This is a genomic window from Gordonia sp. (in: high G+C Gram-positive bacteria), from assembly GCF_047600385.1.
GTDB lineage: Bacteria > Actinomycetota > Actinomycetes > Mycobacteriales > Mycobacteriaceae > Gordonia.
Genome location: NZ_JASGKZ010000002.1, coordinates 26,786 through 42,966, shown reverse-complemented (window position 1 = coordinate 42,966; position 16,181 = coordinate 26,786). Strand labels below are relative to the sequence as shown.

Sequence of the window (16,181 nt, the reverse complement as noted above, 5' to 3'; positions counted from 1 at the left end):
CATCGAGGGGGTCGAGCCCTCTTCGTCGGTCGAGTCTTCCTCACGGGTCGAGTCTTCTTCGCTGGTCAGCCCTCTTCGCTGGTCGAGCGGAGTCGAGACCACCTCCGTCGGCTGAGCCGGTTCGCGAACGGCGGTGAGCGGATCGTGTCGAAGCCCCTACCCTGAACACATGGATCTGACGCGCGACCTGGCGGCGCGGCGACTCTCGCAGTGGGAGCGCCGCGCCGTCGTCGATGCCGGGCTGAGGCCGGCGGCCGTCGCGATCACGGTGGTCCCTTCGACGGGCTCAGGGAGCTTTCATGAGAACTCAGAGAGTGCGGGAGGCGGGGCGGACCGGGGGATCTGGGTGGCACGACGACCCGCGACGCTCCGCGCCCACCCAGGACAGTTCGCACTCCCCGGCGGAAAGCTGGATCCGGGGGAGACGGCCGTGCAGGCCGCACTGCGCGAACTCGACGAGGAACTCGGTGTCCGTCTCGCCCCGGACTCGGTGCTCGGCGTGCTCGACGACTACCCGACCCGCTCGGGCTACCTGATCACCCCGGTGGTGTGCTGGGCGGACGAGCCGGTGACGCCGGTCCCCAGCCCGGCGGAGGTGCACACGCTGCATTTCGCGACACTCGACGAGGTGGTGGCCGAACCGGCCTTCGAGACCATCGAAGAGTCCGACCGCCCGGTGATCCGGCTGCCGATCTTCGGGCACTGGGTGCACGCGCCGACCGCCGCGGTGATCTACCAGTTCGCCGAGGTCGTCGTGCGCGGCCGCGACACCCGCGTCGACCACCTGGAGCAGCCGCTCTTCGCCTGGCGCTGACCGGCCCGGAGACGACACCGGCTCCCGGACCGCGGGGGTCCGGGAGCCGGGTGACCGTCGTGCGTTACCCGCGCACGTCAGTCGGTCAGGAGCGGACGGCCTTCGCCGCGTCGACCATCGCGGTGAGCGCCGCCGTGACCTGCTCGGTGGTGCGGGTCTTGAGACCGCAGTCCGGGTTCACCCACAGACGCTCGGCCGGCACCGCGGCCAGGGCCTCGCGCAGCAGCGCGGTCATCTCGTCGGCGTCCGGGATACGCGGCGAGTGGATGTCGTACACGCCCGGGCCCACCTCGTTGGAGAAGCCGATCGCGTTGAGGTCGTCGAGCACCTCCATGTGCGAGCGGGCCGCCTCGATCGAGGTGACGTCGGCGTCCAGGTCGGCGATCGCGCCGATCACGTCGCCGAACTCCGAGTAGCACAGGTGGGTGTGGACCTGGGTCTCGTCGGCCACGCCCGAGGTGGACAGCCGGAACGCGCCCACCGCCCACTCCAGGTAGGCCTGGCGATCGGCCGACTGCAGCGGCAGCAGCTCGCGCAGGGCGGGCTCGTCCACCTGGATGATGCCGACGCCCGCGCGCTCGAGGTCGGCGCACTCGTCGCGGATGGCCAGCCCCACCTGGTCGGCGGTGTCGGCGAGCGGCTGATCGTCGCGCACGAACGACCACGCGAGGATGGTGACCGGACCGGTCAGCATGCCCTTGACGATCTTGCTGGTGAGCGACTGCGCGTGGGTGATCCAGCCGACCGTCATCGGGTTCGGGCGGGACACGTCGCCGAACAGGATCGGCGGCCGCACACAGCGCGAACCGTACGACTGCACCCAGCCGTTCTGCGTCGCGAAGAAGCCCTCGAGCTGCTCGGCGAAGTACTGCACCATGTCGTTGCGCTCGGGCTCGCCGTGCACCAGCACGTCCAGGCCGATCTGCTCCTGCAGGTCGATGACGGCCTTGATCTCGGCCTCCATGCGCTCCCGGTAGGTGTTCGCGTCGATGGCGCCGGTCTTGAGCTCCTGGCGGGCCTTGCGGATGTCGCCGGTCTGCGGGAACGAGCCGATGGTGGTGGTCGGCAGCTCCGGCAGGCCCAGCGCCTCGCGCTGACGCTCGCGGCGGGCCGCGGCATCGGTGCGACGACGATCGTCCTCGCCCAGCGCGCCCTGGCGCTCGCGGACGGCGGCGTCGTGCAGACGGGCGTCGGTGGCGCGGGTGGCCAGCGCCTCGCGGGCGGCGTCGAAGGCCTCGGCCCGGGCGTCGCGGCCCTCGGCCAGCGCACCGGCGAGAGCGGCGACCTCGCCGAACTTCTCCGCCGCGAAGGCGAGCCAGCCGCGCAGCGCGTCGTCGAGTTCGGTCTCCGGCTCCAGCGAGTAGGGAACGTGCAGCGTCGAGCAGGAGGTGCTGACGGCCAGTTCTCCGACGTGCTCGCGCAGGTCGGTCAGGGTCGCCAGGGCGGCGTCCAGGTCGGTGCGCCAGATGTTGCGGCCGTCGACCACACCGGCGGCGACGAGCTTGTCGCCCAGTCCGGCGGCCTTCACCGACTCGACGGTGCCGTACACCAGGTCGACGCCGACGCCCTCGACGCCGGTGCGGCCCAGGGCGGCGAGGGCGGCGCCCGCATCGCCGAAGTAGGTCTGCACCAGGATCTTCGGGCGATCGGCGGCGGCGCTCAGACGGGTGTAGACGCGTTCGGCCAGGTCCGCCAGGCCGTCGTGGGCGTCGGTGACCAGGATCGGCTCGTCGATCTGAACCCACTCGGCGCCGGCGGCGGCCAGCTCGGCGAGGAGCTGCTCGTACAGCGGCAGCAGGTCGTCGATGCGGCTCAGCGGCGCCTCGGCGCCGTCGACCGCCTTCGACAGGCCGAGGAAGGTGATCGGGCCGATGACGACCGGACGGGCGACGACGCCGTCCTCGACGGCCTCGGCGTACTCGGCGAGCACCTTGGTCGAGTCGAGGGCGAAGGCGGTGTCCGGGCCGATCTCCGGCACCAGGTAGTGGTAGTTGGTGTCGAACCACTTGGTCATCTCGAGCGGGGTGATCCCGTCGGCGCCGCGAGCGGCGGCGAAGAAGCGGTCCAGCGGGTTCTCGACACCGGCCACGCGGGGCGGGAGCGCACCCAGCAGCACGGCGGCGTCGAGCATCTGGTCGTAGTACGAGAAGGTGCCCGTCGGGATCGAGTCGAAACCGGCGTCCTTCAGCTGCTGCCGACCGGTGCGGCGCAGGTCGGCGGCGACCTTCTCCAGCTCGGCCTGGTCGATGCGGCCGGCCCAGTAGCCCTCGACGGCAAACTTGAGTTCACGGTTGGCGCCGATACGCGCGGTACCCGGAACAGTGGTGGTGAAACCCATCTTCTGTCAGTTCTCCTGCATACAAAGGTGACGACGAACGCCCAACCTCGAACAGAAGACACGAAGAGCCCACGAGAAGACCTGCTTCGACTTCGCCCGAGTCCACGAGGCGGAACGTCACCGGATGCGGCGCACCCGGTACAACGGGCAGGTCTTCGGGCTCATCGGCGCGCACCGAGAAGGTGCTCCTACTGGCCGTCGCTTCCCGGATTCGCGCGAACTGCGCATCCAGTGCGTGGTGACGGCGGTCGTTCCGATATACCGCTGCGGGTCAGCTCCGGAGTCTCACCGGATTCCCTCTCGCCGGACCGACTGCCGAAGCAGCGAGCCGACTCGACGTCCGCGCGGTCGCAGGGGCTCCTGAGTGACGACGCAGCGGACGAACCGATTGCGTCGTCCATATTAGTGCAGCCTTATAGGCGCTGTCACACCGCGCGGATACCGTGGGTTTTATTCCGGGCCCGCGCCGATCGGCCCGGAGATGTCGCCGGAGAGGCTTCGACTCGCCGGGCTCACTGCGTTCGCGCGGCGGCTCAGCCGTCGGAGGGGAAGGACGACGGCCGGCGCCGACCCGTCCTCCGTTCGGGGGCTGGTGCCGAACGCCGCCGCCGACGGATACTCGATTGTTCGGTTTGGAGTCTTCCCCCACAGGAGGTTCAGCGATGACGTTCGGGCCACAGCAGCCCGGCGATCCGCGACGGCGCCCCGGCGGTCCGCAACGGTACCCGGGCGGCGCGCCGCAGCGTCCCGGCGGTCCTCCTCCGCCTCTCGGCGGTCCCCGGCAGTTCCCCGGCGGCCCGCCCCGGTCGTCCGCTGGTCCGCCGTCGTTCCCCGCCGGTGCGCCGCAGCATCCCGGGGGTCCTCCGCAGCCTCCCGGTGGGGCGCCGTGGTCCCCGGTCGGTCCGCCGCAGTTCTTCGGGGCGGCCCCGGCGCACCCGCAGGACGGTCGGTCGAGGAAGCTGACCATCGGTCTGGCGGTGACGGCGGTGATCCTCGCGCTGGTGTTGGGGACCGTCGCGGTGATCCTGTTCGGGCAGTCGGACGTGTCGGCGCGCTACGAGCGCGCGGACGACGTCTCGGAGGCCCCGTTCACCGAACCCGCCGGGGACCTCCCGACCGGGGGCGGCGAGACGCCCCGGGTGTACGCGCCGGAGGACGCCTCCGACGACGACGTCCGGGTCACCTCGATGTCGAGCACCGACTGCGATCCGGAGAAGCTGAAAGCGCAGTTGAAGGCCGAACCGGAGGCGGCGCAGGCCTGGGCGCAGATCCTGGGCCTGCAGGTCTCCGAGATCGACGCGTACATCGACGGGCTGACTCCCGAGGTGCTGGTGGTCCCGTTGCAGGTGACCAACCACGAGTACGAGTCGGGCACGCCGCGGGCGTTGCAGTCGGTGCTCGCGGCCGGCACCGGGGTGCTGGTCGATGCCGAGGGCGTCCCGCGGGTGCGTTGCGCATGCGGCAATCCGCTGTTGCCCGCCTCGGATGCCGCGACACAGGTGAACGGTGCGCCGTCGGGCTTCGCGGTGTCGAGCGTCGTCCACCGGCCCGTCCAGCAGTCCCCGGCGAAGTCCGGTGAGGTGTGCGGGGTCATCGGCTCGGTCGGCGGCGGCTTCGTACGGGTGAAGGTGGTGGAGACCGGGGTGACCTGCGCGCAGGCCGGCGCCCTGGCCTTCCACCTCGATCGGCAGGGCGAACTGGCGGAATCGAAGCTGCCGCGCCGCTACCGGTGCGATACGACGAGCCAGTCGTCGGAGGCGTGCGGTGGGGTGTCCGGCGCCGCCATCGAATGCGAGGAGGCCCCGCGACCGGCGGGGGCGCCGAGTGGACCGTCGAAGCCCGAGGAGGTGATCCTGCGTCCGTTCGCGACGGGCGGCGGCCCGGCGTCGGGCTGGACCGTCGACACGAGTTCGTCGTCGATCCCGGTCGACTGCTCCTATCCGGTGCCCGCACCGGCGGGTAAGTCGCCCGGGCTGCAGTCGTGTTCGCCGTCCGCGGCGGGAGCCGATGCGTGCTACTTCCCGTCCGGCTCGCAGAGCGGACTGTGCCTGCAGAAACCGTTCGGCAAGCAGGTGGTCCGGGTGCAGGCCGACGGTTCGGTCGACTACGGTCTCGCCCCGCGCGACGATCCGCGGCCGATCGGTCTGCTGCTGGCGGACGGCACGCAATGCCGGGCCCGCACCGGTGGTTCCTGGCCGGGTCAGGAGCAGAACCCGAACTACGTGGGCTTCTACGGTTGCGAGAACCCGTCGGGGGCGAGCGGCGGATACGCGGTCTGGGCCGATCGGGAGGCGACACCCGGCGGGATCAAGAAGTCCGGCGACACCTGGACCGTCGAGGTCGGCGATTCGACGGGCCCGCTGACCACCAAGGTCGTCACGAAGGTGTACTTCGTCGGGACGGAGTGAGCGAGCGAACCCTCCGCCGAGCTGTCTTTCGAAGGAGTGTGCCTTTCAATGGAGTAATCCTCCGATGATCGAGTAATCCTCCAATGATCGAGTAGTCCTCCAATGATCGAGTAGTCCTCCGATGATTCAGTAGTCCTCCGATGATCGAGCGGAGTCGAGATCACTCGGCGGTCGGGTGTTCACTCCGTCGACGGCTGAGCCGCGTCGCGAACGCAGTGAGTGGCGCGAGTCGAAGCCTCCGGTGCGTGGGCTCGGCGGTCGCATGGTCGGTCATTGCGAAATGGCGGGTGACGAGGGCATATATCCCTCGTGGTCTGCTATTTCGCAATGACCAACCACCGCGTCGGGCGGGCGTGCCCTGTCCAGCTCTTGTGCCGGGGGGTCGGAAGGCGCCGCGGGGAGGCTTCGACTCGCCGCACTCACTGCGTTCGCGCGGCGGCTCAGCCGGCGAGATGAATGCGGCGGGGCGAGTGCGGCGGTCCGAATGCGGTGGGACGAATGCGGCGGCTCAGCCGGCGGGACGAGTGCGGCGGGGGCGATGATCAGGTGAGCGGACGGACGGAGGAACGACGACGGCCGCCCCCTCTGGGAGAGGGGGCGGCCGTGATCTCGACTCCGCTCGACCGGCGAGAGGACCTCGACCGGCGAGAGGACTTCGCCCGGCGAGAGGACTTCGACCGGTGAGGGGGCGCGGTTACTTCTTGGTGAACGCCTCGATGATCCGCGGGCGCAGCTCCGAGGCCTTGATGATCGCGTCGGCCGAACCCACGCGCACCGCGCGCTCGATCGAGTGCACCGCGTCGAACTCGGCGGCCACCTCGGCGAGCTTCTCGGCGCGCACGGTCGCGCGCACGTCGTCGAGTTCGGCGGCGACGTCGGCGTAGTCGGTGTCCGACGCGGCCTCCATCCTGGCCTCCAGTTCCTGGACCCGGGGATCGTTCTGGGTCCGGGCCCGCACCTCGCCGGCGAACACGACGGCCGCGGCGGGGGCGCCGCCGAGCACCGAGGCGAACGAGCCCTCGATGGCCAGCACCGTCATGTTCGGGTTCAGCGCCTTGGAGAACACGACGAACGCGCCGCCGTGGTAGCGGGAGATCACGCAGAACACGATCGGGCCGTCGAAGTTGACGATGGCCCGGCCGATCTCGGCGCCGTACTCCAGCTGCAGCTTCCGCATCGACTCGGGGGAGCCGTCGAACCCGGACAGGTTCGCCAGCACCACGACCGGCCGGTTGCCGCTCGCCGCGTTGATCGCGCGGGCCGCCTTCTTCGACGACAGCGGGAACAGGGTGCCCGCGGTGAAGGTGTCCGGGCCGTCGGCCGGGACGAAACCGCGGCGGGTGATCGGGCTCGACTCGATGCCGATCAGGCAGACCGGCTCGCCGCCCATGTGGGTGTCCTGCACGACGACGGTGTCGGCGTCGGCCATGTCGGCCCAGCGCTCCAGCGCCTGCGCGTCCTGGTCGGACACCGCGCGCATCACGGTGCGGATGTCGAAGGCCTTCTTGCGCTCCGGGTTCGACTCGGCCGAGAAGATCTGGCCGACCGTGGTGAAGTCGCTGCCCTCGATCTCGTGCGGGAAGTTGGAGATGTCGCGGTCGATCGGGTCCGACGACTCCGTGCGGCGCGGCCCGTCCTCGCCGGGCACCACGTAGGTGTGGTCGTAGTGGTTCATCACCACGGCGATCGCGCCGGCCAGGTTCTGCGCCCAGTACTGGGCCTGGCCGTTCGGGCCCATCACGCGGTCGTAACCGCCGATGCCGAAGTTGTCCTCGGCCGAGACGCTGCCGGAGAAGTCCAGCGAACGCTTGCCGGTGAGCACCATCGACGAGTCCGGGGTCATCACCAGGATGCCCCGGGTGTGCATCAGCATGGTGGCCTCGGCGTTCCAGTAGGCCTGGCCGCCGACGTTGATCCCGTTCACGACGATGTTGATCTCGCCGCCGTCCTGGGTGAACTCGATGATGCGCTTGAGCGCCACCGCGACCCAGTCCAGGTTCTCGGTGCCGGAGTCCATCTCGACGGCGGCGCCGGAGCTGAGCGCGTACCACTCGACGGGGAGTCCGCGCTCCTGCGCGAGGTCCATCGCGGCGATGTACCGCCGACACTCGGCTTCGGTGAGCGCGCCGAGCGACTTGGTCGGATCGCCGAGCACCACCACGCGGGTCACGCCCTCGGGGTGCTTGTCGGTCACCGTGGTCACCACGCCGACCACCACCGCGGCGGTGTTGCCGCCCTTGGGCCGGTCCACCGGGACCAGCTCGTTCGCCTCGTCGAGGTCGTACTCGGTGAAGTCGCCGAGCAGGTCGGTGAGCTCGTACGGGTAGACGGTGTTGCGGCGGGCCGCGCGCAGCACCTTCTGGCGGTACGCGTCGACCGGCTCGATCGGGGCGTCGTCGGGCTCGCCGACCTCGATCTGGGTCTCGCCCGCGGCGTCGAAGCCGACGCGGACGGCCACCTTGGTGAGTTCGCCGGTCTCCTGATCGCGCTGGCGGGCGATCAGCAGGATCTCCTCCAGGCCCGCGCCGTCGGTCGACGCGGAGGTGCCCAGGGTGTGGCGGACCGTGCGCTCGAGCTGCGCCTGCGTCACGTCCAGCGGCGGCCAGATGTACATCACGATGCGGTTGGTGTTGAACCGCTTGGACGACGGACGCTTGGCCTGGGCCCGGCGGATCGAGTCGACGCACGCCTCGAAGGTGCGCTCGGCGGTCGGCAGGGTGAGGATGTGGCCGTCCTGCTCCCACACGGCGGTGAGGTCGCGGACCTGGGCGAAGGCGATCAGGCGGTCGTCGCCCGGATTCGCCTTGGCCACCGCGCGGTACAGGTAGACCTCCTCGTCGTCGGACGAACGCAGCCGGGTCACGTCGAACTTCCGCAGGCGTTCCATCTGCATGCGCTGCGCGATGTACGGGTGCAGGCCGCGGATCAGGCGGTCCTCGGACATGCCGGTGGAGGTGGGGCGGAAGGTCACGTGGTGGTGCATGGCCTCCTCGCCGAGGCCGGCGACGGTGACCGTGACGCGATGGACCTGGTTCGGCAGGAACCGGCCGCTGATCACCTCGTGCAGCTGCGCGGCCATCTCGTCGAGGTCCTCGGGCTGGTCGTCCCAGCGCACGTAGACGTCGGCGTCGATCGACGCCGCGCCGTCGGCCAGCTCGGCGAGACCGCAGATCGCGGTGTCCAGGCCCCGGAAGTCGGCGGCCGCCGACACCAGCACCGATCCGCCGCGCTGAGCCAGCACGAAGGTGACTCCGCCCGCGCGGTGCGTGGCGACGCCGGCCAGGCCCTTGTTGCCGTAGTAGCGCCGGGTCAGGACCTCGAGCATCACCGCGTTGTCGAGCGCCGGATCGGCCAGTCGACGACTCAGCACCCGCACCAACGGCTCGGTGCTCTTGACCATCTCGGCGATCCGCTCGGCGCGGTCGGAGGCCGACGGATCGGCGTCCAGGTAGGTCAGATCGCTGTCGATGGCGGCGTACACGCGCTCGCGGGTGCGGCGCAGACGCGGCTGGCCGTACCAGGCGTACAGGACGCCGCGGGCCAGGTCGGCGATCGACGGGAACCGGATCTGGGTGGCGCCGACGAGCTTCTCCAGCACGTGGCCGAGGTCGTCGCGGTCGTCGGGCGCGGGCGGCGGCTCCTTCATCCAGCGGCGCAGCAGCGTCGCCATGCCCGGCACCATGTCGTCGAGGCGCTGCACGGCCAGGAAGATCCGGAAGACGGCGCCCTCCAGGTCCTCGGTGCGGTCGAGCTCGGTGATGCCGTAGTGGGCGAGGGCGGCCGACAGCTTGGTGACGAACTGCTCGGGCAGACCGGCCAGTTCCACGTCGAGGCTCTGCAGATAGGTGTGCAGGTGCTCGCGCGCGGAGTGGACGCGCTCGTGGACGTCGTCGTCGGACGGACGACGACGCGCCAGCTCCGCCAGGTCGGCGAACACCCGGACCACGCCGGCCTCGGCGACGAGCGGACGCAGTTCCGCGTCGATCTCGGCCTGGCGGGCGAGCAGGTACTCGTCGAGCAGGCGTGAGCTGTCCTCGGGATCGACGTCGAAGCCGAGCATCAGGCTGCGCAGGTCCTCGCGCAGACCGTCGGCGTGCTTGCGCGGATCGGTCTCGGCGGGTTTGACGGGGACGTCGAGTTCGACGGCCTCGGCGGTGGAGTCCTGGGCGTCGTCCTCGTCGCCGACGGGCTCCAGCCGCAGCAGCGGCGCACCGGTCTCCACCTGGGCGCCGACGTTCACCACGCACTCCTTGAGGCGGGCGGCGAACGGCGCGCGCAGCACCGTCTCCATCTTCATCGACTCCAGGACCAGCACCGGATCGCCGGCCTGGACCTCGGCGCCCACCTCGAGCGGGGTGGCGATCACCAGGGCGGGGGCGGGGGAGCGGACCACGCCGCCCTCGTCGCGGCTGACGCGGTGGGTCACCCCGTCGACGTCCACCAGGTGGATCGGGCCGTGGGTGTCGGTGAGGACGCGGTGGCGCTCGCCGTTGATGGTGAGGCGGCCGGTGTGCTCGTCGTACCGCTCGATCTCGACGTCGGCGGTGCGCGACTGGGCGCCCGCCTCGATCACGACGCGGAAGCGCTGGGCTCCGACCCGGGCGACGCGCACCCGGTAGGTGACGCCGCGCAGTTTGAAGTCGAGCGGCCGGCCGCTCTCGTGCATCACCTGCGGGCGTCCGCCGCGCGCGGTGGCCAGCAGGCGGTTGAGCTCGACCTGCTCCTCCTCCTCGTACGCGTCGATGGCCGCGGCGGCCAGTGCGATGGAGGAGTGCCGGTGGCTGACCAGGCGACCCTCGGCGCGGACCCGGTCGATCCAGCCGGTGTCGGCGCTGCCGTCGATCACCTCGGGCTGGTCGAGCAGGTCGATGATGAAGCTGCTGTTGGTGGCGCCGCCCTCGATCACCACGCGGGTGCGGCCCATGGCGCGGCGGAGCCGGGCCAGCGCCTGCTCGCGGGTGCTTCCGTAGGCGATGATCTTGGCGATCATCGAGTCGAAGTCGGCGGGGATGGTGTCGCCCTCGCTGACCCCGGTGTCGACGCGGACGCCGGGACCGCTGGGCAGTTCCAGGCGGGCGATGTGGCCGGGCGACGGCGCGAAGTCGCGGTCGGGATCCTCGGCGTTCAGCCGGGCCTCGACGGCGTGCCCGCGCTCGACCGGCTTCCCGCCGTCGAGCTTCCCGCCGGAGGCGACGTGGATCTGCGCGCGGACCAGGTCGTAGTCGTTGGTCACCTCGGTGATCGGGTGCTCCACCTGCAGGCGGGTGTTCACCTCCAGGAAGGCGAACAGCTTCTCGCCCGGGTGGTAGAGGAACTCGACGGTGGCGGCACCGCGGTAGCCCACCTTGACGGCCAGGCGCTCGGCGGCGCTCTTGACCTCGGCCACCTGCTCGGGGCCCAGCACCGGCGAGGCCGACTCCTCGATCACCTTCTGGTTGCGGCGCTGGACGCTGCAGTCGCGGACGCCGAGCGCCCACGCGGTCTCGCCGTCGGAGATCACCTGGACCTCGACGTGGCGGGCACCGGTCACCAGCCGCTCCAGGAACACCACGCCGCTGCCGAAGGCGCGCTCGGCCTCGTCCCGGGTGCGCTGGTAGGCGTCGACCAGGTCGGCCTCGTCGTCGACGCGCCGGATGCCGCGCCCGCCGCCGCCCGCGGTGGCCTTGAGCATCAGCGGGTAGCCGATCTTCTCGGCGGCCGCGACGGCCTGCTCCTGGGTCTCCACCTCGCCGCCGCTCCACGGGGCGACGGGCACGCCGACCTCTTCGGCGATCAGCTTGGCGCCGATCTTGTCGCCCAGCTGGCGCATGGCCTCGGGGGAGGGGCCGATGAAGGTGATGCCGATCCGGTCGCACAGTTCGGCGAAGGCCGGGTCCTCGGCGACGAAGCCCCAGCCGACCCACGCGGCGTCCGCGCCGGACTCGACGAGCGCGCGTTCGAGCACCTCGAGGTTGATGTAGGGGCGTTCCGCGGCGGGACCGAGGTCGTAGGTGAGATCGGCCTCCCGGACGAAGGTGGCGCCGGCGTCCACGTCGGTGTGCAGAGCGACCGTCTGCACGGAATCCCCGGTCTCCGCATTCAGGTCTCGGACTGCGTTGATCAGCCGCATGGCGGCCTCTCCCCGGTTGACTATCGCGATACGACGGAACATGCGCCCTCTCTGCGTCGGTGCCGCGGGTCTCGCGGCGTGATGGTTTCGGTGTGCGTGGTGCGGCGATCGACGGCGCCGCCTCCCGAGCTGCGAGAGACACACGGCAGTGCACGGCTCCGGGGTTCCGGGCCGATCAATCCACGGTAAGGGGCGAGCGGCTGTACGGGAAGTACCTACCGGGCCGTAACCGAGTCGGGTGCGAGAAAGCACACACCTACCGCTCGGTCAACCGGCCGGTATCGGTCGTTCAGGGGAATTCGTCGATCAATTCGCCCGGAATCAGACCGAGCGCTTGCTCGGCGAACCGGCGGACCGGTCCCTCGGCGTCGGCGAGCGCCGCCCGGTGGCCCGCGCGAGAGCGACCGCGGAGGACCGACGACGACGCCGACCCGGACACGCCGATCAGCGCGATCAGTTCACCCGTCGTCGGGATGCAGACCGCCCAGACGCACCGTGACACGGCGTCGCCGCCGTCACCGAGGGAGTCCTCGGCGTCGGCGGCGACGACGTAGGCGGCGGGATCGGGCACCCCGAGATCGGTCAGCGCGGGCACGTCGGAGATGCGGTCGTCGGCGCGCAGCGCGCGGAGGTACCACGCACCGGCGTTGATCTCGACGGCCTTCACGTCCGCGTCTCCGAGCGGCTCGCGGCGGACTACTTGATCTCCAGCAGGACGGTGCCCTGGGTGACGGCGGCGCCGGCCTCGACGGCCAGACCGGTGACGGTGCCGTCCTTGTGCGCGGTGACCGGGTTCTCCATCTTCATGGCCTCCAGGACCACCACCAGGTCGCCGGCGGCGACGGTGTCGCCCTCGGCGACGGCCACCTTGACCACGGTGCCCTGCATCGGGGCGGCCACGGCGTCGCCGGAGGCGGCCTTGGCGCCGGCCTTGGCACGGGTGCGCGGCTTCGGCTTGCGGCGCTGGACTCCGGCGGCGTCCCCGCCGCCGGAGAGGTTCAGATCACCCGGCAGGGAGACCTCGACGCGGCGGCCGCCGACCTCCACGACCACGTTCTGCCGCGGCAGCGCCTCCTCGTCGTCGTCGGCCTGGGCGCCGGTGCCGGTGTACGGCTCGACGACGTTGTCCCAGTCGGTCTCGATCCACTTGGTGTAGACCTCGAAGCTCTCGCCGTCGCCCACGTAGGCCGGGTTCGAGACGATGTGGCGGTGGAACGGGATCACCGTGGCCAGGCCGTCGACCTCGAACTCGGCGAGGGCGCGGCGCGAACGCTCCAGCGCCTGCTCGCGGGTCTCGCCGGTCACGATCAGCTTGGCGAGCATGGAGTCGAACTGGCCGCCGATCACGTCGCCCTGGCGGACGCCGGAGTCCACGCGCACACCCGGACCGGCCGGCTCGCGGTAGACGCTGATCGGGCCGGGGGCGGGGAGGAAGCCGCGGCCGGCGTCCTCACCGTTGATCCGGAACTCGATCGCGTGGCCGCGCGGGGTCGGATCCTCGGTGAACTCCAGCTCCTTGCCCTCGGCGATCCGGAACTGCTGGCGGACCAGGTCGATGCCGGAGGTCTCCTCGGTGACCGGGTGCTCCACCTGCAGGCGGGTGTTCACCTCGAGGAAGCTGACGGTGTCGCCCTGCACCAGGTACTCGACGGTGCCCGCGCCGTAGTAGTGGGCCTCCTTGCAGATGGCCTTCGCCGAGGAGTGGATGCGCTCGCGCTGATCGTCGGTCAGGAACGGGGCCGGAGCCTCCTCGACCAGCTTCTGGAAGCGGCGCTGCAGCGAGCAGTCGCGGGTGCCGGCGACGACGACGTTGCCGTGCTGGTCGGCGATCACCTGGGCCTCGACGTGGCGGGCCTTGTCGAGGTACTGCTCGACGAAGCACTCGCCGCGGCCGAAGGCGGCGACGGCCTCACGGGTGGCCGACTCGAACAGCTCGGGGATCTCCTCGACGGTGTGGGCGACCTTCATGCCGCGGCCGCCGCCGCCGAAGGCCGCCTTGATGGCGACGGGGACGCCGTACTGCTCGGCGAAGGCGACCACCTCGTCGGCGCCGGCGACCGGATCCTTGGTGCCCGCGGCCATCGGGGCGTTCGCGCGCTCGGCGATGTGCCGGGCGGTCACCTTGTCGCCGAGATCGCGGATCGACTGCGGCGACGGGCCGATCCAGGTGAGCCCGGCGTCGAGGACGGCCTGGGCGAAGTCGGCGTTCTCCGACAGGAAGCCGTAGCCGGGATGGATCGCGTCGGCGCCGGACTTGGCGGCGGCATCGAGGATCTTGTCGAAGACCAGGTACGACTCGGCGGACGTCTGGCCGCCGAGCGCGAAGGCCTCGTCGGCGAGGGCGACGAACATCGCGTTCGCATCCGGCTCGGCGTAGACGGCGACGCTGGCGATGCCGGCATCCCGGGCCGCCCGGATCACGCGGACCGCGATCTCACCGCGGTTGGCGATGAGCACCTTCTGGATGGTCTTCTGGGGGATCTCGGTGTTGGGCACTGGCTCTCCTGGGCTGGGCCCGCGTGGTGCGCGGGCCGTTGTCGCGGACAACGGTTTTTTCGGTGGCCGACACGACCCGCGGGGTGGGCGAGACCGGCACGACACTTGGAGTCTAGGGCATGGCCGTGCAGGGGAATCCGTTCCGGCGGGCTACCGACGGGTCACCTCTCGGTTACTCGTGCGTAGCGAGTTCGGCGAGGCGCGCGGCGAAATCGTCGAGGTAACTCAGCAGGATCGAGACCCGGTCCTCCTCGGCCGGATACCGGGCGTGGATCCGCAGGCCCGAGGGCGTCCGATTGATCCAGATGTACACCTCGTCGTCGGAGTACGAGTGGCTGCGCAGCGCCCGCGCGCCGCCGGCATCGGCGGTCTGCGCGCCGGGGACCCCGCGGGTGTCCATGAACGACACGACGAACGACGGCGCCGGGTCGAATCCGATGATCTCGGCGAGCCGCAGCAGGGGGAGCGCCGCGCCCTCCCGCGCCCGGTCCAGCGACGCCATCGCGCGGTCGAGGGCGGTCGGGAAGTCGGGGTCGTCGTCGATGGCGACGGCCACCGGAGCCAGTCCCACGAACCAGCCCAGCGCGGTGTGGAAGACCGCCTTGTTGCGGGTGTGCCGCGGCATGACGGTGGCGAAGAGCCCGGCGCCGGAACGACGACGATAGACCTGCGCGGCCACCGCCAGCAGTCCGCCCGTCAGGGAGCCGTCCCGGTCGGTGCACCGCCGGGTGAACGCCTCGGTCGCGGCGTCGTCGAGCAGCAGCGCGGTGCGCGCGGCCTGCGCCGGGGGATCGTCGTCGAGACGCGGCGGGGCCGGCGGCAGCGGGGCGAACCGCGGCAGCGCGCCGCCGCACTCGGCCAGGAAGCCGCGCCACACGGCGACGGCGGTGTGCCGCTCGTCGGAGGCGTCGGCGACGGAGCGTTCGGCGCCGGAGAAGTCGAGATAGCTCCCGGTGGGCGGCAGCTGCGGCGGACGCTGCTCGCGGGCCGCGGCGTACAGCTCGCGGAACTCGTGTTGGGCGTGCACCAGCGAGTAGCCGTCGACCAGCGAGTGGTCGGCCGCGAACAGCAGCGTGAAACTGCCCGCTCGGGCCACCGTGGCGAAGCGGTACGCCGGCCAGTACACCGGTGCCGTCGCTCGGTCGACGGCACCGGCGATCTGTTCCAGCAGGAGCGTGGCGTCGCCGTACCAGCCGATGCGGGTGTGCCGCAGGTGCACGCTGCCCGGGCCGGTGGTGTAGCGCTGGGTCCGGCCGTCGGGATGGAGGACGACGTGCGTGCGGAGCACCTCGTGACGGTCGATGTAGGCGCGGATCGCCTTGTCGACGAGGGTCAGCGAGATCTGCTCGTCGAACTCCACCGAGACGCCCAGCCACGACTCCCGGCCGCCCTCGCGGCGCGTCCGGCGGAGGTGTTCGTGCGCCGAACGCAGGTGCTGCTCGTGGTTGTGCGACGTCCCGCGCGGATCGCGGAGCCAGGAACCGAGACCGCCCGCCGCGGCGGGCACCCACTCGACGAGGCCGCCCGGCTCGATCTCCGATTCCAGGATCTGGATGAACTCCATGGCAGGTGGAGGTCCGGCCGGGTCAGGCCCGGCCGGCGTCGGACACCTGACGCTTGATGCGCGTCAGCATCCCGGTCATCCCGCGCAGCCGCAGCGGCGACACCACCGAGGCCAGGTGCAGGCCGTCGACGAAGTCCAGCGGCACCGCGGAGATCTCCTCGGCGGAGGCGCCGTCGAGCCCCTGATGGAGGATCGAGGCGAAACCGCGCGTGGTCGGCGCCTCCCGCGGTGCGCTGAAGTACAGGCGCACCGCGGCGGGGTCGGCGGCGTCCACCGACAGGAAGATCGGGGACTGGCATTCGGGGACCGGCTCCATCGCGGCGGTCTCCAGGTGTGCGGGCAGGTCGGGCAGTTCGTCGGCGAACTCGATGAGCAGGGTCGCTCGATCCGGGTCGCCGAGGGCGGCGAAGTCGTCGACGATTTCCTGCAGAGCTGGTGTCAGGGTCATCGTC

Annotated in this window: 8 protein-coding genes and 1 riboswitch; of the genes, 2 read left to right on the top strand and 6 right to left on the bottom strand. The window is 71.2% G+C overall.

The features are described from left to right. The first annotated feature begins 169 nt into the window (after positions 1-169). Positions 170-814, top strand: coding sequence for an NUDIX hydrolase (locus QM809_RS17745; protein ID WP_415047182.1), 645 nt, complete (start codon positions 170-172; stop codon positions 812-814). 85 nt (positions 815-899) lie between these two features. Here the strand turns inward: QM809_RS17745 and metE are convergent, their stop codons facing one another. Continuing rightward, a complete protein-coding gene (gene metE, locus QM809_RS17740; protein ID WP_415047181.1) occupies positions 900-3,152 on the bottom strand; it encodes a 5-methyltetrahydropteroyltriglutamate--homocysteine S-methyltransferase in 2,253 nt (750 codons plus the stop codon). A gap of 128 nt (positions 3,153-3,280) precedes the next feature. Then, positions 3,281-3,492, bottom strand: a riboswitch (cobalamin riboswitch). Positions 3,493-3,814: 322 nt separating this feature from the next. On the opposite strand from metE, the gene QM809_RS17735 reads away from it, so the two are divergent. Further along, a complete protein-coding gene (locus QM809_RS17735) occupies positions 3,815-5,560 on the top strand; it encodes a DUF6777 domain-containing protein (protein ID WP_415047180.1) in 1,746 nt (581 codons plus the stop codon). Positions 5,561-6,254: 694 nt separating this feature from the next. Here the strand turns inward: QM809_RS17735 and QM809_RS17730 are convergent. The 5 genes from QM809_RS17730 to QM809_RS17710 all read right to left on the bottom strand — a co-directional run bounded on the left by QM809_RS17730 (position 6,255) and on the right by QM809_RS17710 (position 16,177). Next, the gene (locus tag QM809_RS17730; protein ID WP_415047179.1) at positions 6,255-11,711 is read right to left on the bottom strand and encodes a carboxyl transferase domain-containing protein; all 5,457 of its coding nucleotides are present in this window, start codon (positions 11,709-11,711) and stop codon (positions 6,255-6,257) included. 247 nt (positions 11,712-11,958) lie between these two features. After that, positions 11,959-12,336: a hypothetical protein gene (locus QM809_RS17725; protein WP_415047178.1), complete on the bottom strand. Its 378-nt coding sequence runs from the start codon at positions 12,334-12,336 to the stop codon at positions 11,959-11,961. Between the two features lie 29 nt (positions 12,337-12,365). Then, positions 12,366-14,165, bottom strand: a complete 1,800-nt coding sequence (locus tag QM809_RS17720; RefSeq protein WP_415047177.1) for an acetyl/propionyl/methylcrotonyl-CoA carboxylase subunit alpha — start codon at positions 14,163-14,165, stop codon at positions 12,366-12,368. Positions 14,166-14,337: 172 nt separating this feature from the next. After that, positions 14,338-15,729, bottom strand: a complete 1,392-nt coding sequence (locus QM809_RS17715) for a condensation domain-containing protein (protein ID WP_415047176.1) — start codon at positions 15,727-15,729, stop codon at positions 14,338-14,340. Between the two features lie 22 nt (positions 15,730-15,751). Then, positions 15,752-16,177 carry a SufE family protein gene (locus QM809_RS17710; protein WP_415047175.1) on the bottom strand — a complete coding sequence of 142 codons (426 nt, stop codon included), beginning with the start codon at positions 16,175-16,177 and terminating at the stop codon, positions 15,752-15,754. Positions 16,178-16,181: the final 4 nt, after the last annotated feature.

Excerpts from the sequence above, each read along its gene's own strand:
- QM809_RS17710 (WP_415047175.1), bottom strand. The coding sequence starts at position 16,177 with ATGACCCTGACACCAGCTCTGCAGGAAATCGTCGACGACTTCGCCGCC.
- QM809_RS17730 (WP_415047179.1), bottom strand. The coding sequence starts at position 11,711 with ATGTTCCGTCGTATCGCGATAGTCAACCGGGGAGAGGCCGCCATGCGG.
- metE (WP_415047181.1), bottom strand. The coding sequence starts at position 3,152 with ATGGGTTTCACCACCACTGTTCCGGGTACCGCGCGTATCGGCGCCAAC.
- QM809_RS17735 (WP_415047180.1), top strand. The coding sequence starts at position 3,815 with ATGACGTTCGGGCCACAGCAGCCCGGCGATCCGCGACGGCGCCCCGGC.
- QM809_RS17745 (WP_415047182.1), top strand. The coding sequence starts at position 170 with ATGGATCTGACGCGCGACCTGGCGGCGCGGCGACTCTCGCAGTGGGAG.
- QM809_RS17715 (WP_415047176.1), bottom strand. The coding sequence starts at position 15,729 with ATGGAGTTCATCCAGATCCTGGAATCGGAGATCGAGCCGGGCGGCCTC.